Annotated in this window: 18 protein-coding genes; 14 read left to right on the top strand and 4 right to left on the bottom strand. The window is 73.5% G+C overall.

Features of this window, described 5'->3' with window-relative positions:
• Nucleotides 1–7 precede the first annotated feature (7 nt).
• Nucleotides 8–1,030: an adenosine deaminase gene (locus IF55_RS25465; RefSeq protein ID WP_030885060.1), complete on the bottom strand. Its 1,023-nt coding sequence runs from the start codon at nucleotides 1,028–1,030 to the stop codon at nucleotides 8–10.
• Between the two features lie 119 nt (nucleotides 1,031–1,149).
• On the opposite strand from IF55_RS25465, the gene IF55_RS25470 reads away from it, so the two are divergent.
• The gene (locus IF55_RS25470; RefSeq protein ID WP_048832427.1) at nucleotides 1,150–2,115 is read left to right on the top strand and encodes a DUF4190 domain-containing protein; all 966 of its coding nucleotides are present in this window, start codon (nucleotides 1,150–1,152) and stop codon (nucleotides 2,113–2,115) included.
• Here IF55_RS25470 and IF55_RS25475 read toward each other — a convergent pair.
• The gene (locus tag IF55_RS25475) at nucleotides 2,058–2,714 is read right to left on the bottom strand and encodes a riboflavin biosynthesis intermediates N-glycosidase (protein WP_037965678.1); all 657 of its coding nucleotides are present in this window, start codon (nucleotides 2,712–2,714) and stop codon (nucleotides 2,058–2,060) included. The two genes, IF55_RS25470 and IF55_RS25475, sit on opposite strands and share 58 nt — an antisense overlap.
• A gap of 253 nt (nucleotides 2,715–2,967) precedes the next feature.
• On the opposite strand from IF55_RS25475, the gene IF55_RS25480 reads away from it, so the two are divergent.
• From IF55_RS25480 to IF55_RS25505, 6 genes are all read left to right on the top strand, one after another.
• On the top strand, nucleotides 2,968–4,260 hold the full coding sequence (locus IF55_RS25480; RefSeq protein WP_030885070.1) for a polyamine ABC transporter substrate-binding protein: 1,293 nt from the start codon (nucleotides 2,968–2,970) through the stop codon (nucleotides 4,258–4,260).
• An 80-nt stretch (nucleotides 4,261–4,340) separates the two neighbouring features.
• Complete coding sequence (locus IF55_RS25485) at nucleotides 4,341–5,570, top strand: ABC transporter ATP-binding protein (protein ID WP_030885073.1); 1,230 nt, start codon at nucleotides 4,341–4,343, stop codon at nucleotides 5,568–5,570.
• Nucleotides 5,571–5,644: 74 nt separating this feature from the next.
• The gene (locus tag IF55_RS25490; protein WP_030885075.1) at nucleotides 5,645–6,583 is read left to right on the top strand and encodes an ABC transporter permease; all 939 of its coding nucleotides are present in this window, start codon (nucleotides 5,645–5,647) and stop codon (nucleotides 6,581–6,583) included.
• On the top strand, nucleotides 6,580–7,407 hold the full coding sequence (locus IF55_RS25495) for an ABC transporter permease (RefSeq protein WP_030885081.1): 828 nt from the start codon (nucleotides 6,580–6,582) through the stop codon (nucleotides 7,405–7,407). The genes IF55_RS25490 and IF55_RS25495 overlap by 4 nt, the downstream gene beginning before the upstream one ends.
• A gap of 4 nt (nucleotides 7,408–7,411) precedes the next feature.
• Nucleotides 7,412–8,836 carry an NAD(P)/FAD-dependent oxidoreductase gene (locus IF55_RS25500; RefSeq protein ID WP_030885085.1) on the top strand — a complete coding sequence of 475 codons (1,425 nt, stop codon included), beginning with the start codon at nucleotides 7,412–7,414 and terminating at the stop codon, nucleotides 8,834–8,836.
• Nucleotides 8,837–9,103: 267 nt separating this feature from the next.
• On the top strand, nucleotides 9,104–9,565 hold the full coding sequence (locus IF55_RS25505; protein ID WP_030885088.1) for a hypothetical protein: 462 nt from the start codon (nucleotides 9,104–9,106) through the stop codon (nucleotides 9,563–9,565).
• Here the strand turns inward: IF55_RS25505 and IF55_RS25510 are convergent.
• On the bottom strand, nucleotides 9,492–10,178 hold the full coding sequence (locus tag IF55_RS25510) for a phosphatase PAP2 family protein (RefSeq protein ID WP_063764035.1): 687 nt from the start codon (nucleotides 10,176–10,178) through the stop codon (nucleotides 9,492–9,494). The two genes, IF55_RS25505 and IF55_RS25510, sit on opposite strands and share 74 nt — an antisense overlap.
• 497 nt (nucleotides 10,179–10,675) lie before the next feature.
• Nucleotides 10,676–12,025: a 4-aminobutyrate--2-oxoglutarate transaminase gene (gene gabT / locus IF55_RS25515; RefSeq protein WP_030885095.1), complete on the bottom strand. Its 1,350-nt coding sequence runs from the start codon at nucleotides 12,023–12,025 to the stop codon at nucleotides 10,676–10,678.
• Nucleotides 12,026–12,481: 456 nt separating this feature from the next.
• On the opposite strand from gabT, the gene IF55_RS25520 reads away from it, so the two are divergent.
• The 7 genes from IF55_RS25520 to IF55_RS25550 form a co-directional block, all read left to right on the top strand.
• Nucleotides 12,482–14,803 carry a type IV secretory system conjugative DNA transfer family protein gene (locus IF55_RS25520; RefSeq protein ID WP_048832428.1) on the top strand — a complete coding sequence of 774 codons (2,322 nt, stop codon included), beginning with the start codon at nucleotides 12,482–12,484 and terminating at the stop codon, nucleotides 14,801–14,803.
• 207 nt (nucleotides 14,804–15,010) lie between these two features.
• Complete coding sequence (locus IF55_RS25525; protein ID WP_030885100.1) at nucleotides 15,011–16,753, top strand: PucR family transcriptional regulator; 1,743 nt, start codon at nucleotides 15,011–15,013, stop codon at nucleotides 16,751–16,753.
• Nucleotides 16,754–17,421: 668 nt separating this feature from the next.
• Entirely contained in the window at nucleotides 17,422–18,894 is a 1,473-nt protein-coding gene (locus IF55_RS25530; protein WP_398244916.1) for an aldehyde dehydrogenase family protein, read from the top strand.
• A 407-nt stretch (nucleotides 18,895–19,301) separates the two neighbouring features.
• On the top strand, nucleotides 19,302–21,236 hold the full coding sequence (locus IF55_RS25535; RefSeq protein WP_030885106.1) for an acyl-CoA dehydrogenase family protein: 1,935 nt from the start codon (nucleotides 19,302–19,304) through the stop codon (nucleotides 21,234–21,236).
• A 789-nt stretch (nucleotides 21,237–22,025) separates the two neighbouring features.
• Nucleotides 22,026–23,303, top strand: a complete 1,278-nt coding sequence (gene dxr / locus IF55_RS25540; RefSeq protein WP_030885109.1) for a 1-deoxy-D-xylulose-5-phosphate reductoisomerase — start codon at nucleotides 22,026–22,028, stop codon at nucleotides 23,301–23,303.
• Nucleotides 23,300–24,601, top strand: coding sequence for a M50 family metallopeptidase (locus IF55_RS25545; protein ID WP_030885112.1), 1,302 nt, complete (start codon nucleotides 23,300–23,302; stop codon nucleotides 24,599–24,601). Before dxr ends, IF55_RS25545 begins: the two co-directional genes overlap by 4 nt.
• Nucleotides 24,602–24,857: 256 nt before the next feature.
• A partial coding sequence (locus IF55_RS25550) for a flavodoxin-dependent (E)-4-hydroxy-3-methylbut-2-enyl-diphosphate synthase (protein ID WP_169767270.1) occupies nucleotides 24,858–25,067 on the top strand: 210 nt, incomplete at its 3' end.

Below are 25,067 nucleotides of genomic sequence, written 5' to 3' on the forward strand. Positions count from 1 at the left end.
CGCCGCGCTAGCGCAGCGCCGCCTCCGTGTAGCTGTCGATCTCCGCGGCCAGCTTCTTCTTGTCCGCCGCCTCCATGAAGGACACCTCGACCGCGTTCTTCGCGAGGTCCGCGACGCCCTGGGCGTCGAGGTCCAGCAGGCGGGCCGCTATGGCGTACTCCGAGTTGAGGTCGGTGCCGAACATGGGCGGGTCGTCGCTGTTGATGGTGACCAGGCAGCCCGCCTCGACCATCTGCTTCAGCGGGTGCTCCTCCAATGTGGCCACGGCGCGGGTCGCGATGTTGGAGGTGGGCGCGACCTCCAGCGGGATGCGGTGCTCCGCCAGGTGGGCCAGCAGCTTCGGGTCCTGGGTGGCGCTGGTGCCGTGGCCGATGCGCTCGGCGCGCAGGTCGGTGAGGGCGTCCCAGATGGTCTGGGGGCCCGTCGTCTCGCCCGCGTGCGGCACGGAGTGCAGGCCCGCCGCGATGGCCCGCTCGAAGTAGGGCGCGAACTGCGGGCGGGGCACCCCGATCTCGGGCCCGCCGAGCCCGAAGGAGACGAGCCCCTCCGGTCGCAGCTTCGTGGCGATGCGCTCGGTCTCCTCGGCGGAGGTCAGCCCTGCCTCGCCCGGGATGTCGAAGCACCAGCGCAGCCGGACGCCGAGGTCGGCCTCCGCGGCGATACGGGCGTCCTCTATCGCCTCCACGAACGCGGCGTCCGGGATGCCGCGCCTGGTCGAGCTGTACGGGGTGACCGTCAGCTCGGCGTAGCGGATGTTCTGCCGGGCCATGTCGCGGGCGACCTCGTACGTCAGCAGCCGCACGTCCTCGGCATCGCGGATCAGATCGACGACGGAGAGGTAGACCTCGATGAAATGCGCGAAGTCGCGGAAGGTGAAGAAGTCGGCGAGCGCCTCGGGGTCGGTGGGCACCGGGGAGTCGGGGTGCCGGGCCGCGAGCTCCGCGACGATGCGCGGGGACGCCGAGCCCACGTGGTGGACGTGCAACTCCGCCTTGGGGAGACCGGCGATGAAGGGGGCGAGATCGGGCACCTGGAGCCTCCGGTAACTGCTGGTGAGGGCTGGGCAATAGGTTCGGATCATCGTATGCGGGGCCGCAGCCGCGGCGGGACCCAGGCCGTAGCATGACGGAAAAGCGACAGGGGAGGGCCATGGCCGACATCGCCGACAAGGCCGGTGGGCAGCCGTCGGAGCCACGGGACCGCGACCCGTGGGCCCCGCCGGAGGCGCGCGGAGCGCAGCGCGTGGATCTGGAGAAGCCCCCCGCGCCGAGGGCGGTCACCGCCGCCGCACCCCCTTCCGTACCGACGGCCCGGCCGCCGGCGGACGGGCAGCCTGGCGCGGAGCGTTCGGCCGGAGGGCAGCCGGCGGCGGGGCAGGCGGCCGTTGCCGGTGGCCCGGATGGCTCCGGGCCCGGCGGGGCACCTGGCCCCGGCCCGTACCCCGGCGGCTTCGAGCGCGGTGACGGCCCGGGGCCGGCGCCCGCTCCGTACCCCGGTGCGCCGCCCTTCGCGCCGCCCGGCCCGCCTTTCCCCGGGCCCGCGCCCGCGCTGGGGCTGCCCGCCTCCGTCCCGCCCCCGCCGATCGCGCCGACCGGCCCCGGCGTGCCCGTACCGTACGGACCGGCCGCGTACGGGACGGGCCCGTACGGACCGCCGCCCCACGGCCAGGCGTTCCCCGGGCAGCCAGGTGCGCAGGGTCCCGGAGCGGGCTCCGGCTACGGCTATTCCGCCGCGCCGCCGCCCTACGGCTACGGGTGGCAGGCGCCCCATCCGGCGGCCGACAACGGCTTCGGCGTCGCCGCCCTCGTCCTCGGCATAGTCGGCCTGGTCCTGTCGCCGACCATCGTCATGGGCCTCGTCCTCGGCGTGCTGGCCCTGATCTTCGGGATCATCGGCCGCGGCAAGGCGAAGCGCGGGGAGTCGCGGACCGGCGGCCAGTCCGTCGCGGGCATCATCCTGGGCGCCGCCGCGCTCGTCGCCACGGCCGCGCTGCTCGTCGTCTACGTCCAGGCCGCCGACGACGAGGAGCACACCACCCACGGGGACCCCGGTGACGTCTACGGCGTCCATGTGTCCGCTCCCGCGCGCGTACCCGGCCCGGACGCCAACCGCTGACGCGCCTCCATCAGCGCGAACCCCAGGAGGTTCAGCCCGCGCCAGCGCGCCGGGTCCCGCGCCCCCTCGTCGTCCGCCGCCAGCCCGATGCCCCAGACACGGTCCACCGGGCTGGCCTCGACGAGCACCCGGCGCCCCGTGTTCAGCAGGTACGCGCCCAACTCCGGGTGCCCGCCGAACTTGTGCACGCTGCCCTCGACGACCAGGCCGTAGCGGTGGCGCCGCCATACGTCCTCGTCGAAGCCGCGCACCGAGCGGCCCGCGTCCTTGGCCGCTTTGGGATGGACCGCCGCCACGGCCCGTTCCCACGCCTCCGCGTCCCCGAAGAGCCGGGCCTTGCCCGCCATCATCCAGTGCTCGGCGGTGGCGTACGGCACGCCGTCCACGGTGAACGGGGCGGGCCACCATTGGCTGAAGCAGCCGTTGCCCACCCCACCGCCGCGCGGCGGCCGATGCCCCCAGAACCAGACGTACTTCAGCTTCTCGCCGCGCGCGGCCGACGCCGTCAGCTCCGCCACGGAGCGCGGCCCGTCCGCGGCGCCGACGGCCGCCCATCGGGCCGCCGTGCCGATCGTCCCGCCCGGTGATGCCTCGCTCATTTCGCCCCCGTTGTTCCGCCCCCGTTTCTTCTACGGAGATCCTGACAGCCGCCACTGACAACGCGTCGGGCAGGGGCCGGGGGAGCGGCGGGCCGCTTAACCGAATCCGTCGCGGAAACAAAAAGCAGCGACGGAATCCCTTGTTGGGGGTGGCCGACTCTGCCAGGATCAGCCACCGAATTCGTTTCGGGCGACGTCTGCCCGGAGATCGGCACGCATGCGCAGCGGCACGCTTCTCGGAAGGGCGTCACGCATGGAGCAGCAGCACGAGCCCGCACCGCCCGCCCGGCCCCTCGCCGCACTCCCCGCCCTTCCCGCCCTCCCTTCCTCAGCCCGATGCGCCGCCTCGTGCCGCGGCGCGGCCAAGGGCCGGACGGCGCTTTCCCGCCGCTCGTTGCTGCGAGCCGGCGGCGCCCTCGCGCTGGCAGCGCCGGGACCGGCGGCGCTGGCCGGCTGCGGCATCCCGCCCGCCGGGCGCGAGGGCGAGGCGGACACCTCCACCGACCACTCCGCCCGCGAGAAGAGGATCGCCTTCTCCAACTGGACCGAGTACATGGACGTCAGCGAGGACGGCGGGCACCGCCCGACCCTCGACGAGTTCCGGCGCCGGACCGGCATCAGCGTCAAGTACACCGAGGACATCAACGACAACGTCGAGTTCTTCGGCAAGATCCAGGCGCAACTTGCCGCGGGCCAGGACACCGGGCGCGATCTGATCGTGGTCACCGACTGGCTCGCCGCGCGGATGATCCGCCTCGGCTGGGCGCAGCGGCTGGACGCGGCCGAACTGCCGCACGCGCGCGCCAATCTCTCCGCCCAGTTCCGCGACCCCGACTGGGACCCGGGGCGCGTCCACTCCTATCCCTGGACGGGCATCCCCGCCGTCATCGCCTACAACAAGAGGGCGACCGGCGGCCGTCAGGTCACCTCCGTCACCCAGCTCCTCGACGATCCCGCGCTGCGCGGCCGGGTCGCCCTGCTCTCCGAGATGCGCGACACCGTCGGTCTGACCCTGCTCGACATGGGCAAGCGGCCCGAGGACGTCGCCGCTGACGACTTCGACGCGGCTGTCGCCCGTATCCAGGAAGCCGTCGACCGCAAGCAGATCCGCCGCTTCACCGGCAACGACTACACCGGGGACCTCGCCAAGGGAGACCTCGCGGCCTGCCTCGCCTGGGCGGGCGACCTCATCCAGCTCCAAGCGGACAGCCCGGACGTCGCGTACGCCATTCCGGACGCCGGATACATGACGTCCACCGACAACCTGCTGGTCCCGGCCGGGGCCCGGCACCGGGGGAACGCCCAGCGCCTCATCGACTACTACTACGAGCCCAGGACCGCCGCCCGGCTCGCCGCGTACATCAACTACGTCTGCCCGGTCGACGGCGTCCGCGGGGAGCTGGCGAGGATCGACAGAAAGCTCGCGGAGAACCCGCTGATCATCCCGGACCGGGAGATGACGGCGAAGTCCCACACCTTCAGGTCGCTGTCGGCCGCGGAGGAGAAGGCGTTCGAGGAGAAGTTCGCGCGGCTCATCGGCGGCTGACCGGTTATCCGCCCAGGGCGGCCGACCAGCCGCCCCCTGCCGGCGGCCGACCGGGCGTACGCCCCTGACGGAAGGGACACATGACGGAGTCCTTCGGCGGCGACGTCCGCCTCACCGGCATCAGCAAGACCTATGGCGCCTTCACCGCAGTCCACCCGCTCCAACTCGACATCCCGGCAGGCTCGTTCTTCGCCCTGCTCGGCGCCTCTGGGTGCGGCAAGACCACCACCCTGCGCATGATCGCGGGGCTGGAGGAACCCACCACCGGCACCGTTTCCCTCGCCGGCCGGGACGTCACGGCCCTACCCGCGCACAAGCGGCCCGTCAACACCGTGTTCCAGAACTACGCGCTCTTCCCGCACCTCGACATCTACGAGAACGTCGCCTTCGGCCTCCGCCGCCGGGGCATCAGATCCGTCAAGCAGCGCGTCGGCGACATGCTCGACCTCGTACAGCTCGGCGACCACGCCCGCCGCAGACCGCACCAGCTCTCCGGCGGCCAGCAGCAGCGCGTCGCCCTCGCCCGCGCGCTCGTCAACCGCCCGCAGGTCCTGCTGCTCGACGAGCCGCTCGGCGCCCTCGACCTCAAGCTGCGCCGCCGGATGCAACTGGAGCTCAAACGCATCCAGACGGAGGTCGGCATCACCTTCGTGCACGTCACCCACGACCAGGAGGAGGTCATGACCATGGCCGACACAGTCGCGGTCATGAACGGCGGGTGTGTGGAACAACTCGGCGCCCCCGCCGACCTGTACGAGAACCCGGGCACCGTCTTCGTCGCCGACTTCCTCGGTACGTCCAACCTCATCGCCGCGGAGGTCGCGGAGGTCGTTGAGTCCGCGGGTCTCGTGGAGGTCGCGGAGCACGTGGAGGCGGACAGGTCCAGCCGGGCGGGCGGCGATCTCGTGCTGACGGCGGCCGGCGGGGCGAAGCTGACGCTGCCCGCCGCGCGGTGCCGCGCCTCCGCCCGTACGGGCCGGAAGGTGCTGGCCGGCGTCCGGCCCGAGAAGATATCCCTCGCCCACGCCGCCGATGCCGCCGCCATCCCGGCCGGCCGCAACCGGCTGACCGGCCGCATCGCCGACTCCAGCTTCACCGGCGTCAGCACGCAGTACGTCATCGACAGCCCGGCCGCGGCCGGGCTCGTCGTCTACGAGCAGAACATCGAACGCAACACACGGCTGAGGCCCGGGGCCGAGGTCGTCCTGCACTGGAACCCGGCGCACACTTTCGGGCTCGACGCCGATCAGGCCAGGGAGGCCAAGGCGGAAGCGGCCCGCCGCTCCGGGCCCTCCGGGGCGGGCAACTGATGGCCACCGCCCCCGGGACACGGCCCCAGGAGCGTCCCGGAAGGCGCTTCAGGCGAGCGCTCAGGCCCGTACGCGTGCTCGGGCCCGTACGGGGCCGCGGTCCGGCCGTACGAGGGCCCAGGCCGCCCGTACGGCCCCTCGGTCCCGCGACGCGCAAGCGCCTCGTCCCGTACTGGCTGCTGCTCCCCGGCATGCTCTGGCTGCTCGTCTTCTTCGCCGCCCCGCTCGTCTACCAGGCGTCCACCTCGCTCCAGACCGGCTCCCTCGAAGAGGGCTTCCGGGTCACCTGGCACTTCTCGACGTACGCGGACGCGCTGGCCCGCTACAGCCCGCAGTTCCTGCGCTCCGTCGGCTACGCGGCCGCCGCGACGGCGCTGTGCCTGGTGCTCGGCTATCCGCTGGCGTACCTCATCGCGTTCAAGGCGGGCCGCTGGCGCAATGTGCTGATGGTCCTGGTCATCGCGCCGTTCTTCACCAGTTTCCTGATCCGCACGCTCGCCTGGAAGACGATCCTCGCCGACCGCGGCCCGGTCGTCTCCGCCCTCGGCTCGCTGCACGTCCTCGACGTGACGAGCGGGCTCGGCATCACCGAGGGGGACCGGGTGCTGGCCACGCCGCTCGCGGTGGTCTGCGGCCTGACCTACAACTTCCTGCCCTTCATGATCCTGCCGCTCTACTCCTCCCTGGAACGCGTCGACGGCAGACTGCACGAGGCGGCCGCCGACCTCTACGCGCGGCCCGCCACGATCTTCCGCAAGGTGACGCTCCCGCTGTCGATGCCGGGCGTCGTCGCGGGCACCCTGCTCACCTTCATCCCGGCGGCGGGCGACTACGTCAACGCCGAACTGCTGGGCTCCACCGACCAGAAGATGATCGGCAACGTCATCCAGTCGCAGTTCCTGCGGGTGCTGGACTACCCGACGGCCGCCGCGCTCTCCTTCCTCCTCATGGCGGCGATCCTCGCCATGGTCACGCTCTACCTCCGCACATCGGGGACGGAGGAGCTGCTGTGAGAGCGCCGTGGCGGTGGCTGCGCCGCAACCTGGTCGTGGTGGCGGGACTGGCCACGCTCGGCTATCTGACCCTGCCCAACGCCGTCGTGCTGCTCTTTTCGTTCAACGATCCCGACGGCCGCTTCAACTACACGTGGCAGCGCTTCTCCACCGACGCCTGGACCGACCCGTGCGGCGTCGCCGACCTCTGCGGCTCGCTGGGGCTGAGCCTGCGGATCGCCCTGTGGGCCACCCTCGGCGCGACCGTCCTGGGCACGATGACCGCCTTCGCGCTCGCCCGCCACCGCTTCCGCGCCCGTACCGCCGTCAACTCCCTGATCTTCCTGCCGATGGCCATGCCCGAGATCGTCATGGCCGCCTCGCTCGCCACGCTGTTCCTCAACATGGGCGTGCGGTTCGGCTTCTGGACCATCCTCATCGCGCACATCATGTTCTGTCTGAGTTTCGTCATCACGGCCGTCAAGGCGCGCGTGCTGTCCATGGACCCCCGGCTGGAGCAGGCCGCGCGGGATCTGTACGCCTCCCCGCCGCAGACCTTCCTGCGTGTCACGCTGCCGATCGCGGCCCCCGGGATCGCGGCCGGCGCGCTGCTCTCCTTCGCGCTGTCCTTCGACGATTTCATCATCACCAACTTCAACGCGGGCTCGACCGTGACCTTCCCCATGTACGTCTGGGGATCGGCGCAACGCGGTACACCCGTTCAGATCAATGTCATCGGGACGGCGATGTTCCTCGTCGCCGTGGGCTGCGTCCTGGCCGCCAGAGTGGCCGGCGGACGCCGTACGAGGAACAAAGCACGTCGCAGCAGCCGCAGAAGGAGCTGAGAACATGGCACGAGCTGCCATGAACCCCGGATCGTTCCCGCTTCGGGCGCTCGCCGACGCCGAACCGCGCCCGTTCTGGCTCGACGACCCGGCTCGGCCGCGCGCCCTGCCCGCGCTCGTCGGCGACGAACGCTGCGATCTGCTCGTCGTCGGCGGCGGCTACAGCGGCCTGTGGACCGCGCTGCGCGCCAAGGAGCGCGACCCGGGCCGAGACATCGTACTGATCGAGGCCCAGGAGGCCGGCTGGGCCGCCTCCGGCCGCAACGGAGGTTTCTGTGCCGCCTCCCTCACCCACGGCCTCGCCAACGGACAGGCCCGCTGGCCCGGTGAACTCCTCCGGCTCGAAGAACTCGGGGCCCGCAACCTCGACGCCATCGAGGCCGCCGTCGCCCGCTACGGCCTCGACTGCGACTTCGAGCGGACCGGCGAGATCACCGTCGCCACCGCCCCGCACCAGGTCGCGGAGGTGCGCGAGGCGGCGGCCCTGGCGGCCGGACTCGGGCTGGACGGCGGGGAGTTCCTGGACCGGGACGCGGTGCGCGCCGAAGTCGACTCGCCGGCCTTCCTCGCCGGGCTCTGGGACCGTACGGGCGTGGCCATGCTGCATCCCGCCAAGCTCGCCTGGGGCCTCAAACGCGCCTGCCGCGCCCTGGGCGTGCGGATCTACGAGCACACCCCGGGCACCGCGCTGTCCTCGCGCGGCCCCGGGGTCGCCGTCCGCACCCCGTACGGCCGGGTCTTCGCGCGACACGCGGCCCTCGGCACCAACGCCTTCCCCAGCCTGATCCGGCGCGTACGCCCGTACATCGCCCCCGTCTACGACCACGCGCTGATGACCGAGCCGCTCGACGCCGAGCGGCTCGCGGCCGTCGGCTGGCGGCGGCGCCAGGGGCTCAGCGACAGCGCCAACCACTTCCACTACTTCCGCATCACCGCCGACCACCGCGTCCTGTGGGGCGGTTACGACATCGTGCACCACTACGGGAGCCGCGTCCGGGCCGAGTACGACCACCACCCGGCCACGTACCGCAGGCTCGCGCACCACTTCTTCCAGTACTTCCCGCAGCTCGCGGGCGTGCGCTTCAGCCACGCCTGGGGCGGCGCGATCGACACCTGCTCCCGCTTCTCGCCCTTCTTCGGCACGGCGCACCACGGACGCGTGGCGTACGCGCTCGGCTTCACCGGGCTCGGCGTGGGCGCGACCCGGTTCGGGGCCGATGTGATGCTCGACCTGCTCGCCGGGGAGCGTACGGAGCGCACGGGGCTGGAGCTGGTCCGTACGAAACCGCTGCCGTTCCCGCCCGAGCCGGTCCGGTCGCTGGGCATCGGGCTCATCCAGCGGTCCATGACCCGCGCGGACGAGCGGGGCGGGCGGCGCGATCTGTGGCTGCGGGCGTTGGACCGGGCCGGTTTCGGCTTCGATAGCTGACGCCGCCGTCCGAGCAGCCCGAGCAGTCCGACTCGGCAGCCGAACCGAGCCGAACCGAGACGGAAGTTGACTGCACGTCACGTTTCGGGTCGCCGCGCCGCGTCCCGCGCGCCTCATGTGCCTCCCGGCGCGCCGGGGCGCACGGCGGTCCGTTCCCTGTGCGCCATATCACTACCAACTGGTAGCCCGAAGTCGCGTAACAGCGTCCCCCGTTCGGCCTCTCACCCGTGAACGCACGACAAGCGGAAACGGAATGGAGGCTTGGACATGAGTGGCGGCGCGGGTGCCAAGAGCGCGGTGGAGTGGCTGGCGTCGGTGGCACCGGACCCGGACGCCTGCCGGTGGGAGTGGGAACGCAACCCCCTGGGGGTGGCCCTGCTGCCCGCCGGCCGGCTCTGGGACGTCCTGATCCTGCCCGGCGAGCTCGGCTACCCGACCCTGGACGTCCTCTCCCGCTTCATGGACCGGACCGGCCCGGTCCTCGCCGACTTCGGCGACTCCCGGCTGGGGTTCTTCGTGCCGCCGGGCACGGCGGCCCGCTGGCTGGCCACCGGCGTGCGCGGCGCCGGGCGCGGCACCTGGATCGTCGTGCCCTACCCGGGGCGCGCTACCGGGGGCGTCCGCTGGGTCGTGGTGCCCGACGGCGAAGGCACCCTCACGGACCCGGCGGTCCTGGAGCTCGCGATGCACGAGGCCGCGGCCGGACTGGCCCAGGACGGCGAGCGGTGAGCAGGGCCCGGTGCAGACACCACAGCACCAGGCCCGCCAGGCACCACGCGCCCAGGACATCCAGCGGCCAGTGGTAGCCCTGGCGTACGAGGCCCACGCCGACGGCGACATTAAGCAGCCCGTACGCGATAAACGGCGTAGGCCGACGCGTACGGGCGCGCTCACGGGCGTACGGGAGCAGTAGCAGGAGCGCGGCGCCGTAGGCGACCGCCGCCGTGGCCGCGTGCCCCGAGGGGAAGAAGCCCTCGTGCGCGCCGCCCGCCATGCGCGGCGGTCCCGGGCGGCCGATCCAGGTCTTGAGCGGCACGACGAGCGCGGGCACGGCGGCCATCGCGAGGGCGGCGGCGAGCGGGGGCAGCCACCAGCGGGGGGCGCGGGCGCGCCGGCCGCGCAGGGCCGCGTACGCCAGCGCGAGGACCAGTACGGGCAGCGCCACCGCCGCGTCGCCGAGGTCGGCGAAGAACTGCGCGGCGGGGGAGGGGAGGGAGCTTTCCGCGAGCCAGTGGCCGAACCGCTCGTCGAGCGAGCGCACCGGCCCGTCCGTCGCGGCCTGCCAGGACAGCAGGGCCAGGAGCAGCGCGCACAGCGGCGGGATCAGTGGGGAGAGCGGCACGTCAGCAGCGTACGGAGTGGGGGAGAGGGGGGCGGCCCCGGAGCAGGGGGGAGACCCGGGGCCGCCATGCTGACCGGGTGCCGCGCGCCCCGGGGGGTGTGGGGCGGGCGGCCGTCCGATCGGTGAGGAGATCCGGAGTCCAGGACTCCGTAGGTGTGCGCGAGGCACGGCCGGGCCGGGGCTGGGGAAGCGCCGACTCGGTCTCGCCTGCGGTTCCCCGCGGGCGAGGTGTTTCTCTCATCCGCGGAAACCGTACGGCAGCCGGAGCGGGCCGGACAGCCGTGTCACCCGTCCACCACCCGCCCCGCACATTCTCTTCACGGGCGGGCGGAGGCGGGCGGCCTCGCGGCAGGAGGCGGGCGGCGGTACGGGGGAGGCGGGCGGCGGTACGCGGCGGGAGGTGACGGGCCGTCAGGCCCGCCGCCGACTCGGCCCGTACACCGTCAGTCAGCCCGTACGCCGCGGGCTCGGCCCGCCCGCTCGGCCCGCCCTCCTCCTCAGACCTCGGCTAGGGCGCCCTCGATGATGTCCAGGCCCTCGGTCAGCAGCTCGTCGCCGATCACCAGCGGCGGCAGGAAGCGGAGCACGTTCCCGTACGTACCGCAGGTGAGCACCAGCAGCCCCTGCTGGTGGCACGCCTTCGCGAGCGCCGCCGTGGCCTCGGGGTTCGGGTCCTTGGTGCCGGACTTCACCAGCTCGATGGCGATCATCGCGCCGCGGCCGCGCACGTCCCCGATGATGTCGAACTTCTCCTGCATGGCCGAGAGGCGGCCCTTCATGACCGACCCGATGTGCCGGGCGCGGCCCACGAGGTCCAGCTCGCGCATCGTCTCGATCGCGCCGAGCGCCGCCGCGCACGCCACCGGGTTGCCGCCGTACGTGCCGCCGAGGCCGCCCGCGTGCGCCGCGTCCATGATCTCGGCGCGGCCGGTGACGGCGGCGAGCGGCAGGCCGCCCGCGATGCCCTTGGCGGTGGTGATCAGGTCCGGGACGATCCCCTCGTCCTCGCACGCGAACCACTCGCCGGTACGGCAGAAGCCGGACTGGATCTCGTCCGCGACGAAGACGATGCCGTTGTCCGCGGCGAACCGCGCGAGCGCGGGCAGGAAGCCCTTGGCCGGCTCGATGAAGCCGCCCTCGCCGAGCACCGGCTCGATGATGATCGCCGCGACGTTGTCCGCGCCGACCTGCTTGCGGATCTGGTCGATGGCCTGGGCGGACGCCTCGGCGCCGCAGTTCTCCGGGCCGGTCGGCCAGCGGTAGCCGTATGCCACCGGCACCCGGTACACCTCGGGCGCGAAGGGGCCGAAGCCGTTCTTGTACGGCATGTTCTTCGACGTCAGTGCCATCGTCAGGTTCGTACGGCCGTGGTAGCCGTGGTCGAAGACGACGACGGCCTGCCGCTTGGTGTACGCGCGGGCGATCTTCACCGCGTTCTCGACGGCCTCGGCGCCGGAGTTGAAGAGCGCCGACTTCTTGGCGTGGTCGCCGGGGGTCAGCTCCGCGAGCTGCTCGCAGACCGCGACGTAGCCCTCGTACGGCGTGACCATGAAACAGGTGTGGGTGAAGTCGGCGAGCTGCGCGGACGCCCGGCGCACCACGGCCTCGGCGGAGGCGCCGACCGAGGTCACGGCGATGCCGGAGCCGAAGTCGATGAAGGAGTTGCCGTCCACGTCCTCCATCACCCCGCCGCCCGCGCGCGCGGCGAACACCGGCAGCGTGCTGCCGACGCCCGCCGCCACCGCGGAGGACCTGCGGGCCTGTAGCTCCCGCGACTTGGGGCCGGGGATCGGGGTGACGACGCGGCGCTCCTGGGGGAGGGTCGAGCCTCCGGTCAGGTCAGTCATGGCTGGGCTCCAGGGAGAGGGGCGAAAGGGGCGTTTAGTCGCAGGCTAGGGGCGAGGGGGCACGGTCGGCATGTTCCGTTAGGGAGAAGTGGGCGCGTCGCCTTGTCCGCGACGGCTATGGCGCCGGGGTCCGGCTGTTCGCCCGCCCGCGGCGGGGCCGGGGACGGGTTCCCTCGGCCGTCACGGCACGGTGACGAGTGCCCCTCGGGTTCGCGTCGTCCGTCCGTTCGCGGTGACCCCGGCTCCCCGTCCCGTCGCCCGCCCGTTCGCGGTGTCCCTGCGCCCCGTCCCGTCGTCCGTTTCCCCGGTGCGCTCCCGCGCGTACGCTGCGGATGATCACGGTCGGCGGGGCGGCGCGGCACCGCCGAGGTCGGTGAACTCCCCTCGCGGGAACAGTAGATTGAACGGCGGCGCGTACACGGATACGACCTCCGGTCGGGGGGCAAGGGGCAGCGGATGGACACCGAAGGCACATACGACGCACGCGGCACACGCGGCGGCTCGGCGCCGGGCCCGGCGGGGCCGCCCGCCGTGCCCGACCAGGCACGTCCGGCCCCCGCGCCGCCCGTACCGGCCGTCCCGCCCGTACCTCCGGCACCGCCCACCGAGGCCCCCGCGAGCCCTGCCGTCCCCGCCGCCCCACCCGCCGCACCGCATTCCGCTTCGTCCGCGTCCCCCGCCGGGGCCTTCGCCGCCGAGCCCGCCGCCGCATCTGTCACCGAACCGCCGTTCCTCGCCTGGCTGCGCGCCCCGCGCCCCGAGGTCGGCCCCGGCGTCTGGGCGTTCCGCTACCGCCCCAAACCCCCGGAGGAGCCCGACGCCATCCCCGGGCGCCAATTGATCAGCGGCGCCGTCGTGGCGCTGCTCTGCGCCTGGCTGCTCTGGTCCCTGCTGTGGAACAACTACCTGGGCGACTACTGGTACTGGCCGCTGACCCTGCTGACCCCCGACTCCTGGTACCAGGCCGGCGGCGGCGAGTACGGCCCGGGCTGGTGGGCCCAGCGCGTCTACCTCGCCATCGTCATCTGCGCGATAGTCGTCGTCTTCGGCCGCCTCGGCCGCTGGCCGCAGGTCTGGCGCCGGTACGCGGCCCCCGCCCTGCGCCGCATGTGGGACGACGCCGACGCCCCGGCCGCCCCGCTCACCCCGCACAGCGACCCGGCCCTGTGGCCCGAACTACGGGCCGCGGGCGCCCCCGACGCCGCCGACCGGCTGGCCGCCGAGGCGCGCTCCGGGGCGATGACCGACGTTGATTACGCCCGTATCGACCGCGCCTGGCAGTCCGTACGGGCCCGGCCCGGCCGCCTCGCCGCCTTCACCGACACCGTGCTGCGCCACGGCGCCACCGCCTGCGCCCACCCCTCCGGCGCGCGCGACCTGCCGGTACGGACGTGCCAGCACGATCTGGTAGCCCGCCAGGTGCGCATCGGCACCGCGGTCGAGGACCCGCGCAACCCGTACGACCACCGGGGCGCCGGATACGCGCTCGACCCCGCGCTGCTCGGCACCTCGCTGCTCGCCGTCGGACCGCCGGGGTGCGGGAAGACCGGGCGGCTGGTGCGGCCGGTCGTCGAGTCGCTGTGCCTGGAGGCGCTCGCCGGGCGGGCCGCCGTGGTGGCGGTGGGCGCGGCCGGCGCGGGGCTCGCGCCGGACGGCTCCTTCGACGTCGTCATCAAGATCGGCAGCCCCGACTCCACCCACCCCCTCGACCTGTACGGCGGCGCCGACGACCCCGACGAGGCGGCCGGCATCCTCGCCGAAGCGCTCGTCGGGGACCTCGCCGCCACCCTCCCCGGCGGCGACGGACGCCGCGCGGCGACCGCGCTCGCCCAGCTCATCGGCCCGTACCGAGCGGCATACGACCGCTACCCGACCGTCTCCGAACTCCGCGAACTGCTCGACGAGCCGGCTCCCGAGGGCGCCGCGGGCCCCGCGAGCGCCGCCCTGCGCGAGCGGCTGCTCGCCGCCGGACACCACGCCCACGCCCGCGAACTCGACGCCCGCGAGCGGCAGGCGACGCGCCCCGGCGACGTCGGAGCGCTGCTCGCGGACCGGCTCGCGCTGCTGGACCGGCCCGCCTTCGCACACTCCTTCCACCACCCGGACGGCGGCGAACCGTTCTCGCTGCGCGCCCTCGAACACCCCCTGCGGGTCCGCGTCGACCTGCCCGAACGCGGCCACACCGAGGCGTCCCGGATGCTCGCACGGCTCGTACTCGCCCAGTTCACCCAGTGCGCGGTGGGGCGCGGCGACCGGTCGCTGTTCGCCTGCCTCGTCCTCGACGACGCCAGCAGCACCGTCACCGCCGAGGCGCTGCGCGGCCTCCAGCGGCTGCGCTCCGCCAACGCCGGGGCCGTCCTCGCGCTCCGCACCCTCGACGACGTCCCCGAAGCGCTGCGCTCCGCGCTGCTGGGCGCGGTCGGCTGCCGGATGGCGTTCAGCGGGGTCACGACGTGGGACGGCGCGCGGTTCGCGGAGGTCTGGGGCAAGGAGTGGGTGGAGGACCGCGACATCACCGACCGCCAGATCATCGCCCACGAGCCGCTGACCCGCGCCACGCACGTCGTGCGCCGCCTGGTCACGGGCCGGGCCGTGACGGCGCAGTCGGTGACCACCCGCAAGGTCGAGCGCGAACGCTGGTCCGCCTCGGAACTGGCGCACTCCGTGCCGGCCGGGCACGCGGTGCTCTCGGTGACGTCCGTACGGGGCGCGAGCGCGCCGCCGGTCCTGGTGGACCTGCGCCCGCCGGGCGCGGGCGGCTCGGCGGGGCGGCGTTGACGGGCCCCGCAGGCAGTCGGTCGGCGTCGGCAGGCCCGGCCGGCAGTCGGTCGGCGTTGGCAGGCCCCGGTCCCGCGGGCCGGTACGTGCTGCCGGTACGGGGCCGGGGCCGACGCCTCCCCACCTAATCCTCCGCTGAGGCAGAATCGAGGGGAGCCGTTCATACGGGACGGCGCAATAGCAGCAGCAACGCCCCGCGAAGGTGCCATGCCTCCCACGCTCGCCTCACTCGTCCACCACTCCGCGCTCAAGCTCACCGTGCTCGCGGGAGAGGACAAGCTGGCGACCCCGGTGCGCTGGGCCCACGTCAGCGAACTGGCCGACCCGGTGCCCTGGATGGAGGGCGGCGAACTCCTCCTCATCACCGCCATGAAGATCGACGCGGAGAACCCGGCCGCCATGCGCCGCTACGTGAAACGGCTGGTCGGCGCGGGCGTCGTCGGGCTCGGTTTCGCCGTCGGCGTCAACTACGAACAGGTGCCGCGGCCGCTGATCGAGGCCGCCGAGGGGGAGGGGCTGCCGCTGCTCGCGGTGCCCCGCCGCACGCCGTTCCTCGCGATCAGCAAGGCCGTCTCGGCGGCCATCGCCGCCGAGACCTACCGCGCCGTGACGGCGGGCTTCGAGGCGCAGCGCGAGCTGACCCGCGCGGCCCTCGGGGCCGACGGCCCGGCCGCGCTGCTCGCCCGGCTCGCCGCCCACCTCGACGGCTGGGCCGCGCTCTACGACGCGTCGGGAGCGCTGGTGGCCGCCGCCCCCGACTGGGCCGCGCGCCGCGCCGCCCGGCTCTCCGGCGACGTCGAGCGGTTGCGCGAGCGGCCGGCGCCCGCCAGCGCCGTCGTCGGCGGCGAACCGGGGGAGGCCGATGGCGGGAGCGGGGGCGGTGCCGACGACGGCGCCGGGCCGGTTGCCGACGGTGGTGGTACGGACCGGTCCGACCGGCCGGACGGTTCCGACCGGGTCGAGCTCCAGTCCCTGGGCACCGGGCGCCGCGCGCGCGGCGTCCTGGCGGTCGGTACGGGCGCGCCGCTGGGCACCGCCGAGCGGTACGCCCTGCACTCCGCCATCGCGCTGCTCACCCTCTCCACCGAGCGCTCCCGCGCTCTCCAGGAGGCCGAGCAGCGGCTGGGCGCGGCGGTGCTGCGGATGCTGCTGGCGGGCGAGCCCGACCACGCCAGGGCCGTGGCCGGTGGGCTCTACGGCGAACTCCTCGACGCGCCCTTCCGGATGCTGGTGGCCGAGGCCGCCGCCGGAGCCGCTGCCGAGAGCACCGACGCCGCCGAACACGCCGATGCCGAGACCGTTCCGGACCCGCTTGGGGTGCTCGCCGACGTGCTGGAGGCCGCGGCGGCGCGTACCGGCGAATCCGTGCTCGCCGTCCCCGACGGCGGGCGGCTCATCGTGCTGGCGCCCGACGGCGGGGCCGCCGTCGCCGCCTGCGCCGGTCACGCGCGGGCCATCGAGGCCCGGCGCGGCACCAAGGCGCGGCCGCGCGAGCGCACCGCCGCCGCGCCCGACGACGACCTGGTCGTCGGGCTCTCGGCCCCGGCCGGCCCGATCGCCGCAGCGGGCGCCTTCCGCCAGGCCGAACAGGCCCTCTCGGTCGCCCGGCGGCGCGGCCGGGTCCTGGTCGAGCACGAGGAGGTCGCCGCCGGTTCCGTACTGCCGCTCCTCGCCGACGACGCCGTACGGGCCTTCGCCGACGGCATGCTCCGCGCCCTCCACGACCACGACGCCACCGGCCGCGGCGACCTCGTCGCCTCCCTGCGCGCCTGGCTCTCCCGCCACGGCCAATGGGACGCCGCCGCCGCCGACCTCGGCGTCCACCGCCACACCCTCCGCTACCGCATGCGCCGCGTCGAGGAGATCCTCGGCCGCTCCCTCGACGACCCGGACGTCCGCATGGAACTGTGGCTGGCCCTCAAGGCGACATCGGTCCCGTCGACAGGCTGACGACCCGCTGCCGCGGGGGCTGGTCGGCCGAGTGCTGCGGCGCGGCCGACGGGCCGGGGCAAGTCGTGGCGAACCGACGCGGCCGCGGGCCGCAGGGGCGAGCGGCCGCGCCGCCCCTGGCGGAGAGCCCGGGACGGCCGTGCGGGCGACGTCGGCGACGGGTACCGGCCTCCGACGGACCGTGGCGAGCCGCCACGACCGCGGGCCGCAGAGGTGAGCGGCTGCGCCGCCCCCTGGCCGAGAGTCGAGGGCGGCCGTGCGGGCGCAGCCGGCGACCGGGCCCGGCCTCCGGCAGGGAACGGGCTGACGGCCTGAGCGGGCCTGTGGCCGCGAGAAGGGGCCGGCCGGGGGCCGCCGTGGCGCGGTGGGGCCGGGTAGTCCGAACCGCCTCGCCTCAGGCCAGGAGGGCCGTGCGGCCGACGCCGGCGACGGGGACCGGCCTCCGGCCGGGGAGTGGGGGCAGCCTGAGCGGGTCTCCGGTGGGGGAGCGGGGTGCCCGGCCGGAGGCCGAGAGGCCGACTGGCGGGGGGCCGGGGTGTCCCGATCCGACAATGCGGCGCGGCGGGGGTGGTCACTGCTACGTGCTGGACAAACGCCGCCGGCCCGCGTGGCCCCTACGGTGGTGCGGAGTCGTTCATCCACTCCAACTCCGAAGGGCCGGGATCGCTGTGCCTACTTCTCACGACACCCCAGCGGCAGCCGCCATCCACGCGTTCTGGCTCGCGGGCCGGCAGGCGACCGGCGAGGGCACGCTCGATGTCACCTCACCTTGGGACGGCCGGGCCGTCGGGACGGTGAGCGTGCCGAGCGAGGCGCAGGTCGAGGAGGCCGTGGCCGCGGCGCACGCGGTGCGCGAGGAGTTCGCGGCGACCCCGGCGCACGTACGGGCCGCGGCCCTCGACCACGTGTCGCGGCGGCTCGTCGAGCGGACCGAGGAGATCGCGCGGCTGATCTCCGCCGAGAACGGCAAGCCCGTCAAGTGGGCCCGCGGCGAGGTCGGGCGCGCCGTGTCGGTGTTCCGCTTCGCGGCGGAGGAGGCCCGCCGGTTCAACGGCGGCGAGGCGCAGCGCCTGGACACCGACGCGGGCGGCGTCGGCCGCCTGGCGCTGACCCGGCGCTTCCCGCGCGGCCCGGTCCTCGGCATCGCGCCGTTCAACTTCCCGCTGAACCTGTGCGCCCACAAGGTCGCCCCGGCGATCGCCGTCGGTACGCCGATCATCCTCAAGCCGGCCCCCGCGACCCCGCTGTCCGGGCTGCTCCTCGGTGAGTTGCTGGCCGAGACCGAGCTGCCGGCCGGTTCCTGGAGCGTGCTGCCGGTCGGCAACGACCGGATGCCGAGCCTGGTGGCGGACGAGCGGCTGCCGGTCATCTCGTTCACCGGCTCCGGCCCGGTCGGCTGGTCCCTGCTGGACGCCGCACCCCGCAAGCACACCACCCTGGAGCTGGGCGGCAACGGCGCGGCCGTCGTCCTCGCCGACTGGTCCTCGGAGGCAGACCTGGACCGGGCGGCGCAGCGCATCGCCACGTTCTCCAACTACCAGGGCGGCCAGTCCTGCATCTCGGTGCAGCGCGTGATCGCCGACGCCAGCGTGTACGACCGGCTCGTGCCGAAGATCGTCGCGGCCGTCGAGGCCCAGGTCACCGGCGACCCGTCGGACGACGCGACCGATGTCGGCCCGCTGGTCAGCGAGGATGCCGCCCAGCGCGTCGAGGCGTGGGTCGACGAGGCCGTACAGGCGGGCGCGAAGCTCCTCACGGGCGGTGAGCGCAACGGCGCCACGTACGCCCCGACCGTCCTCGCGGACGTGCCCGCCGGGGTGAAGGTCGCCTGCGAGGAGATCTTCGGCCCGGTCCTGACCGTCACGCGGACCGACGGCGAGGCGGCGGCCTTCGCCGCCGTCAACGACTCGCCGTACGGGCTCCAGGCCGGCGTCTTCACCCACGACGTGCAGGCCGCGTTCCGCGCCCACCGCGCGCTGGAGGTCGGCGGCGTGATCATCGGCGATGTGCCGTCCTACCGGGCGGACCAGATGCCCTACGGCGGCGCCAAGCAGTCCGGCGTGGGCCGCGAGGGCGTGCGGTACGCGATGGAGGACTACACCTACGAGCGCGTCATGGTCCTCACCGACCTGGACCTCTGAGCCGCCGGCCGGGCGTGGGCCTCTGAGCCACTGGCCGGGCGTGGACCTCTGAGCCACTGGCGCGGCGTCGGCCTCTGAGCCACTGGCCGAGCGCCGCATGCCGCGTGCCGCGTGCCGCACGCCGCGCGCCGTGAACGGGGCGCGACCCGGGACCCTGTGCCCGGGCCGCGCCCCGTTCCCGTGCCACGACGGCCGCAAACGCCGCCACAGGGCATCGAGATGGCATCGGCGGCACCGATGGATACGACCGGCGCGCCGCGCCCCTTCCGCGCGCCTCCTCACCCGGCGCCGGCCCGTGCGCGATATGCGCGAGGACTGGTAGACCCCGTACGGATCGGGTACATACGGACGAGTAGCACCGGTCGGTAGCCGATCGGTACAACCCCGACGCGGCGAGGTGAGCCCTCATGACCGCACCATCCGCACGATCCGTGAGCGAACGCGAGGCGCGACAGGTCGCCGAGGCCGCCCGCGAACAGGACTGGCGCAAGCCCAGCTTCGCCAAGGAACTGTTCCTCGGCCGCTTCCGGCTCGACCTGATCCACCCCCACCCGATGCCGGACCCGGAGGCCGTCGACCGCGGCGAGGAGTTCCTCACCAAGCTGCACGCCTTCTGCGAGACGGAGATCGACGGCGCCCGCATCGAGCGCGAGGCGAAGATCCCGGACGAGACCATCAACGGGCTCAAGGAGCTCGGCGCCCTCGGGATGAAGATCGATACGAAGTACGGCGGACTCGGCCTCACCCAGGTGTACTACAACAAGGCCCTCGCCCTCGTCGGCTCCGCCAACCCCGCCCTCGGCGCGCTGCTCTCCGCCCACCAGTCCATCGGCGTGCCCCAGCCGCTCAAGACCTTCGGCACCCAGGAGCAGAAGGACGCCTTCCTGCCCCGCTGCGCCCGTACGGATATCTCCGCGTTCCTGCTCACCGAGCCGGACGTCGGCTCCGACCCGGCCCGGCTCGCGACCACCGCGGTGCCCGACGGGGACACGTACGTCCTCGACGGCGTCAAGCTCTGGACCACCAACGGCGTCGTCGCCGACCTCCTCGTCGTCATGGCCCGCGTGCCCAAGTCCGAGGGCCACAAGGGCGGCATCACCGCCTTCGTCGTCGAGGCCGCCGCCGAGGGCGTCACCGTCGAGCGGCGCAACGCCTTCATGGGGCTGCGCGGCATCGAGAACGGCGTGACCCGCTTCCACCGGGTCCGGGTACCGGCCGCACACCGCATCGGCCCGGAGGGCGCCGGCCTGAAGATCGCGCTCACCACGCTCAACACCGGCCGCCTCTCGCTGCCCGCCATGTGCGTCGGCGCGGGCAAATGGGCCCTGAAGATCGCCCGCGAGTGGTCCGTGGCGCGCGAGCAGTGGGGCAAGCCGATCGCCAAGCACGAGGCCGTCGGCGCCAAGATCTCCTTCATCGCGGCCACCACCTTCGCCCTCGAAGCCGTCGTCGACCTCTCCTCCCAGATGGCCGACGAGGACCGCAACGACATCCGGATCGAGGCCGCGCTGGCCAAGCTGTACGGCTCCGAGATGGGCTGCCTGATCGCCGACGAGCTGATCCAGATCCGGGGCGGGCGCGGCTTCGAGACCGCCGCCTCCCTCGCCGCGCGCGGCGAACGCGCCGTCCCCGCCGAACAGCTCCTGCGCGACCTGCGCATCAACCGGATCTTCGAGGGCTCCACGGAGATCATGCACCTGCTCATCGCCCGCGAGGCCGTCGACGCCCATCTCTCCGTCGCCGGCGACCTCATCGACCCCGACACCTCACTGGGCGACAAGGGCCGGGCGGCGGCCAAGGCTGGTGCCTTCTACGCCCGCTGGCTGCCCAAACTCGTCGCCGGGCCCGGACAGCTCCCGAACTCCTACGCCGAGTTCGCGCCTTCCGGCCACCGCGATCTCAGCGGCCACCTGCGCTACACCGAGCGCGCGGCCCGCAAGCTCGCCCGGTCTACCTTCTACGCCATGTCCCGCTGGCAGGGCCGGATGGAGACCAAGCAGGGCTTCCTGGGGCGCATCGTCGACATCGGCGCCGAACTCTTCGCGATGAGCGCCGCGTGCGTACGGGCGGAACTGCTGCGCACCCAGGGCGACCACGGAGCCGAGGCGTACCAGCTCGCCGACGCCTTCTGCGAGCAGTCCCGCGTCCGCGTCGACGAACTGTTCGGCCGGCTGTGGACCAACACCGACGACACCGACCGCAAGGTCGTCTCCGGCGTCATGTCCGGTACGTACGCGTGGCTGGAGAGCGGCGTCATCGACCCCAGCGGCGACGGCCCCTGGATCGCCGACGCCACGCCGGGCCCGACCCGGACCGACAACCTGCACCGGCCGATCCGCTGACGTTCTGGCCCCGGCGGCCGGTCCGCCGCCGAGACGACGGCCTGGGCGGCCGGCCCGGGGGACCGAGTCGGCCTCGGCGGCCGGACCGCTGACGGGACGGCCTTGGCGGCCGGTCCGGGAGATGAGCCGGCCGTGGCGGCCGGGTCGCTGCCGGGCCGGCCTGCCGGCGGCGTGACTCATCGGCGGTCGGGCCGCCGGTTCCATGACCTGTCGGCGGCCCGGCCTCCGCGGCCGGCCCGTCGGTGGCGTGGTCATTGGCGGTCCGGCCCCGGCGGTCGGTTCGCCGGTGGTCCGGTCCGCTGGTGGGGTGATCGGTTGGGAGCCCGGTCCCGGAGATCGGTCCGTCGGCGATGTGATCCGTTGTCAGTGCGGCCCCGCGGTCGGTCCGTTGGTGGGCTGGCCCACCGGGACGTGATCGTCGGCGGTCCGGCCCTCCCGGTCGGTTCGCCGGTGGTTCGGTCTGGGGGCGGTGTGGTCTGTTGGCGGTCCGGCCTCGGCGGTCGGTTTGCCGGGAGCCGAAACTGCTGGCGGGGTGATCCGCCGAGGGTCCGGCCTCCGCGGCCGGCCCGTTGGCGGGCCGGCCCGCCGGGGGCGTGATCGTTGACGGGCCGCCCGCCGGGGTCGGGGACGTTGGCGCGCCGGGCTCAGCGGCAGGTTCGTCGGTGGTCGGGCCGTCGCCTGCGGTTGCGGTCTCGGTCGGTGGGCCGGTCGAGGGCCGGTGGCGGGGCGTGGGTACCGTTCTGGGGGACGCGGTGCCGAGCGCGGGATGGAAGCGGCAACAATGGGGGGATGACGGACTCCCTCGCTGACCCGCATCTCCGCTTCGCCCCGGCCGCCCCGGGGGCCGGACCGAGCGGCCCCCGCTCCATCGTCATCCTCGGCTCGACCGGGTCGATCGGCACGCAGGCCATCGATGTCGTCCTCCGCAACCCCGAGCGCTTCCGGGTGACCGCCCTGTCGGCCGCCGGCGGCCGGGTGGAACTCCTCGCCGAGCAGGCGCACCGGCTCCGGGTGGACGCCGTCGCCGTCGCGCAGGCCGACAAGGCCGGCGACCTGCGGGCGGCCCTCGCCGAGCGGTACGGGACCGAGCCGCTGCCCGAGATCCTGGCGGGACCGGACGCCGCCACCGAACTGGCCCGCACCGAGTGCCACTCCGTCCTCAACGGCATCACGGGTTCCATCGGCCTCGCGCCCACCCTGGCCGCCCTCGAAGCCGGCCGCGTCCTCATCCTCGCCAACAAGGAGTCGCTGATCGCCGGCGGCCCGCTGGTCAAGGCCGCCGCCCGGCCCGGCCAGATCGTGCCGGTCGACTCCGAGCACTCCGCGCTCTTCCAGGCCCTGCTCGGCGGCGCGCGGCGCGAGGTCCGCAAGCTCGTCGTCACCGCCTCCGGGGGCCCCTTCCGCGGCCGTACCAAGGACCAGCTCACCGCCGTCACCCCCGAACAGGCGCTGGCCCACCCCACCTGGGACATGGGCCCCGTCGTCACGATCAACTCGGCCACCCTCGTCAACAAGGGGCTGGAGGTCATCGAGGCGCATCTGCTGTTCGACGTCCCCTTCGACCGCATCGAGGTCGTGGTCCATCCGCAGTCCTACATCCACTCGATGGTGGAGTTCACGGACGGTTCGACGCTCGCCCAGGCCAGCCCGCCCGACATGCGGATGCCGATCGCGCTGGGCATGGGCTGGCCGGAGCGGGTCCCCGACGCCGCGCCCGGGGTGGACTGGACCAAGGCGCACACGTGGGAGTTCCTCCCCCTCGACACCGAGGCGTTCCCCTCCGTGGGCCTGGCCTGCCACGTCGGCGAGCTGGGCGGCACCGCGCCCGCCGTCTTCAACGCCGCCAACGAGGAGTGCGTCGCCGCCTTCCTCGCGGGACGGCTGCCGTTCACAGGGATTGTCGATACCGTCGCGGAAGTGGTCTCGGAACACGGAAAGCCCGTTTCGGGAACCCGCCTCTCGGTCGCGGACGTCTTGCAGGCGGAGACCTGGGCGCGCTCCCGGGCCCGTGAACTGGCCGCCCGTACCGCTCGTACAGCGCACGCAACCTCGGAGGCTCGCGCATGACAACACTGATGACCATCCTGGGGATAGTCGTCTTCGTGGTGGGCCTGCTCTTCTCGATCGCGTGGCACGAGCTGGGCCACCTCTCGACCGCGAAACTCTTCGGCATCCGCGTGCCGCAGTACATGGTGGGCTTCGGGCCGACGATCTTCTCGCGGAAGAAGGGCGACACCGAGTACGGGGTGAAGGCCATTCCGCTCGGCGGCTACATCCGCATGATCGGGATGTTCCCGCCCGGCGAGGACGGCCGCATCACGGCGCGCTCCACCTCGCCGTGGCGCGGCATGATCGAGGACGCCCGCTCGGCGGCCTTCGAGGAGCTGGAGCCCGGCGACGAGTCGCGGCTCTTCTACACGCGCAAGCCCTGGAAGCGCGTGATCGTGATGTTCGCCGGGCCGTTCATGAACCTGATCCTCGCCGTCGCGATCTTCCTCGGCGTGATGATGACGTTCGGCGTCAACACCCAGACCACCCAGGTCTCCTCGGTCTCCGAGTGCGTGGTGTCGGCCGAGGCCAAGACCGACAAGTGCCCGGCCGGGGCGAAGCCGTCGCCGGCCAAGGCCGCCGGCCTCCAGCCGAAGGACAAGATCGTCGCCTTCAACGGGCACAAGATCAACGACTGGTCGACGCTCCAGGACGACATCCGCAAGACCACGGGCTCGGCGACGATCACCGTCGAGCGCGACGGGCAGCGCAAGGAACTGCGCGCCGACCTCATCCCCAACCAGGTCCAGAAGTACGACGGCAAGGGCAAGCCGATCGCCGGCCAGTACGTCACGGCCGGCTTCCTCGGCTTCAGCCCCGCGCCCGGCGTCGTCCAGCAGTCCTTCGGCCAGTCCGTGGACCGCATGGGCGACATGGTCGCCTCCGGCGTCGAATCGCTGATCAACCTACCCGGGAAGATCCCGGACCTGTGGGACGCGGCCTTCGACGGCGGCCAGCGCAAGGCCGACTCCCCGATGGGCGTCGTGGGCGCCGCCCGCGTCGGCGGCGAGGTCTTCAACCTCGACATCCCGCCGTCCCAGCAGATCGCGACCATGCTCTTCCTGGTCGCCGGGTTCAACCTGTCGCTCTTCCTCTTCAACATGCTCCCGCTGCTCCCGCTGGACGGCGGGCACATCGCGGGCGCGCTGTGGGAGTCCGTGCGCCGCGCCTTCGCCCGCGTCTTCCGCCGCCCCGACCCCGGCCCGTTCGACGTCGCGAAGCTGATGCCGGTCGCCTATGTGGTCGCGGGCGTCTTCATCTGCTTCACGCTGCTGGTCCTGGTCGCGGACGTGGTCAACCCCGTCCGGCTCACCTAGCGCCGTGACCGGCGACGTTCGCCGGGAGGAGTACTGGGACGACGACCGTGCCTAGCGCAGCGACGGTACGGCCGTACGGCTCGAAAGTGCTGCGAAAGACCCGATTGCGGCGGCCGGACGCGCTATGTGTCCGGCCGTCTACTTTGGGGGCACGGCGGGGAGGGGTGTGCCCCAGCACTGATCCAGTGCCGTAATCTCGAACACCGGAGCCCGCCGAACTCGGGTCCTTGATCCACACCATGGGGTTGCTCGCAAGATGACTGCGATTTCACTTGGAATGCCGTCCGTACCGGTCAAGCTCGCCGACCGCCGGGTCAGCCGCAAGATCCAGGTCGGGTCCGTGGCCGTCGGAGGCGACGCGCCGGTTTCGGTGCAGTCGATGACGACGACGGTGACGGCGGATGTCGGTGCGACGTTGCAGCAGATCGCCGAGTTGACGGCGGCGGGTTGTCAGATCGTGCGGGTG

Source organism: Streptomyces varsoviensis (assembly GCF_000718635.1).
Taxonomy (GTDB): Bacteria; Actinomycetota; Actinomycetes; order Streptomycetales; family Streptomycetaceae; genus Streptomyces; species Streptomyces varsoviensis.

What these genes read in the sequence shown, in the direction of transcription:
- IF55_RS25500 (WP_030885085.1), top strand. Translation starts at nt 7,412, where the DNA reads ATGGCACGAGCTGCCATGAACCCCGGATCGTTCCCGCTTCGGGCGCTC.
- IF55_RS25475 (WP_037965678.1), bottom strand. Translation starts at nt 2,714, where the DNA reads ATGAGCGAGGCATCACCGGGCGGGACGATCGGCACGGCGGCCCGATGG.
- IF55_RS25470 (WP_048832427.1), top strand. Translation starts at nt 1,150, where the DNA reads ATGGCCGACATCGCCGACAAGGCCGGTGGGCAGCCGTCGGAGCCACGG.
- IF55_RS25525 (WP_030885100.1), top strand. Translation starts at nt 15,011, where the DNA reads ATGCCTCCCACGCTCGCCTCACTCGTCCACCACTCCGCGCTCAAGCTC.
- gabT (WP_030885095.1), bottom strand. Translation starts at nt 12,025, where the DNA reads ATGACTGACCTGACCGGAGGCTCGACCCTCCCCCAGGAGCGCCGCGTC.
- IF55_RS25480 (WP_030885070.1), top strand. Translation starts at nt 2,968, where the DNA reads ATGGAGCAGCAGCACGAGCCCGCACCGCCCGCCCGGCCCCTCGCCGCA.
- IF55_RS25505 (WP_030885088.1), top strand. Translation starts at nt 9,104, where the DNA reads ATGAGTGGCGGCGCGGGTGCCAAGAGCGCGGTGGAGTGGCTGGCGTCG.
- IF55_RS25485 (WP_030885073.1), top strand. Translation starts at nt 4,341, where the DNA reads ATGACGGAGTCCTTCGGCGGCGACGTCCGCCTCACCGGCATCAGCAAG.
- IF55_RS25520 (WP_048832428.1), top strand. Translation starts at nt 12,482, where the DNA reads ATGGACACCGAAGGCACATACGACGCACGCGGCACACGCGGCGGCTCG.
- IF55_RS25535 (WP_030885106.1), top strand. Translation starts at nt 19,302, where the DNA reads ATGACCGCACCATCCGCACGATCCGTGAGCGAACGCGAGGCGCGACAG.
- dxr (WP_030885109.1), top strand. Translation starts at nt 22,026, where the DNA reads ATGACGGACTCCCTCGCTGACCCGCATCTCCGCTTCGCCCCGGCCGCC.
- IF55_RS25545 (WP_030885112.1), top strand. Translation starts at nt 23,300, where the DNA reads ATGACAACACTGATGACCATCCTGGGGATAGTCGTCTTCGTGGTGGGC.